3 protein-coding genes are annotated in these 1,531 nt (G+C 61.5%); 2 read left to right on the top strand and 1 reads right to left on the bottom strand.

The features are described 5' to 3' along the window. Positions 1–245 (bottom strand): cation-transporting P-type ATPase (locus QVO51_RS00750; RefSeq protein WP_288167678.1); only part of this gene is annotated, 245 nt, incomplete at its 3' end. 141 nt (positions 246–386) lie between these two features. On the opposite strand from QVO51_RS00750, the gene spoVAD reads away from it, so the two are divergent. Beyond that, positions 387–1,412, top strand: coding sequence for a stage V sporulation protein AD (gene spoVAD / locus QVO51_RS00745; RefSeq protein ID WP_015557480.1), 1,026 nt, complete (start codon positions 387–389; stop codon positions 1,410–1,412). Between the two features lies 1 nt (position 1,413). Then, on the top strand, positions 1,414–1,531 hold a 118-nt coding region (locus tag QVO51_RS00740), incomplete at its 3' end, for a SpoVA/SpoVAEb family sporulation membrane protein (RefSeq protein WP_288167679.1).

The raw sequence follows: 1,531 nt of genomic DNA, 5'->3' as shown, positions 1-1,531 counted from the left end.
CGGTATTCCTGCACAAAGCCCAGCACTGCGTTGAGCAGCACGATCAGAATGATGGTCACAGCGTCCGTGATCTCCCCCAGCAGGGCGGAGATCACCGTTGCCGCCAGCAGGATCAACACCATCACATCCCGGAACTGTCCGAGAAAAATCGAAAGAGGCCGTTTTCGCTTTGCCGCCGCCAGCCGGTTTTCCCCCTGCTGGGCAAGGCGCTGCTGCGCCTGCTGCTCCGTCAGCCCGATCTGCATACTGCATCACGCTCCTGCTAAGAATGTTGTCCGTTCATTGTATGTGCCCCCGGACAGCTTTATGCCGGGTATAGTCCGCAGGAAACTGCGCAAACTATAGGCAGCACCAGCGGCACAGCCGCAGAGAGGATGAATGGGCGCATGGCGAAAAAAATCGGAACGGGTACCTATTTGCTGGAGCATGCCCCCTCCGCAGCGGCGTATGCCGCCATTGTGGGACAGATGGAGGGGGAAGGCCCTCTGGGGGCATGCTTTGACTATGTGGAGCAGGACAGCTATTTCGGCAAGGACAGCTGGGAGCAGGCGGAAAGCGAATTGCAGCGGCGAACGGTGGGCACGGCTTTGCAGAAGGCGGAGCTGACCGCCCAGGATATTGATCTGATCCTGGCAGGGGATCTCATCAACCAATGCACCGGCACCACCTATGGCTTACGGGGCATGGGCATCCCCCTGCTGGGGCTGTACGGGGCATGCTCCACCATGGCGGAGGGACTGGCGCTGGGCAGCATCCTTATGGACAGCGGCATTGCCCGGCATATTGTGGCAGCCACCTCCTCCCATTTTTCCACGGCGGAGCGGCAGTTCCGGTTCCCCTTATCCTACGGGGGACAGCGGACGCCCACTGCCCAGTGGACCTGTACCGCATCCGGGGCGGTGGTGCTGGCACCCTGTCAGAACGCCCCCTATCTCCGGGCAGTGACCATCGGCAGGATCGTGGACTACGGCATCACCGACGCCAACAACATGGGGGCGGCTATGGCACCGGCGGCGGCGGACACCATTCTCCGGTTCCTGGCGGATACGGGGGCATCCCCCAAGGAGTTTGACGCCATCGTCACAGGGGATCTGGGGCTGATCGGCTCCAAGCTGCTGTGCGAGATCCTGCAGAAGGAGGGGGTGGATATCCGGAAGCAGCACCGGGACTGCGGTGCGATGATGTTCGATCCGGAGCAGCAGGACACCCATGCGGGCGGCTCGGGCTGCGGCTGCTCCGCCAGTGTGCTGTGTGGCTATTTTCTCCCCAGAATCCGGACGGGGGAATTGAAAAACATCCTCTTTGCGGCAACGGGCGCTCTCATGTCCCCCACCGCATCCCAGCAGGGGGAGAGCATTCCGGGCATCTCCCATCTGATCCACATCAGCGCAGACAAAAAAGGAGGGAACTGACATGGAATATGTGTGGGCATTTCTCGTAGGCGGCGCACTGTGCGCCATCGGACAGGCGCTCATCGACTACACCAAGCTGACCCCGGCACGGATCCTGGTGAGCTTTGTGGTGGCAGGAG

Origin of the sequence: Ruminococcus sp. CAG:379 (assembly GCF_000434255.1) — a bacterium.
Lineage (GTDB): Bacteria > Bacillota > Clostridia > Oscillospirales > Ruminococcaceae > Ruminococcus_F > Ruminococcus_F champanellensis.
This window is presented reverse-complemented; position numbering and strand designations above follow the sequence as displayed.

Bases quoted from the DNA above. Each gene is read 5' to 3' on its own strand.
- spoVAD (WP_015557480.1), top strand. From the start codon at position 387: ATGGCGAAAAAAATCGGAACGGGTACCTATTTGCTGGAGCATGCCCCC.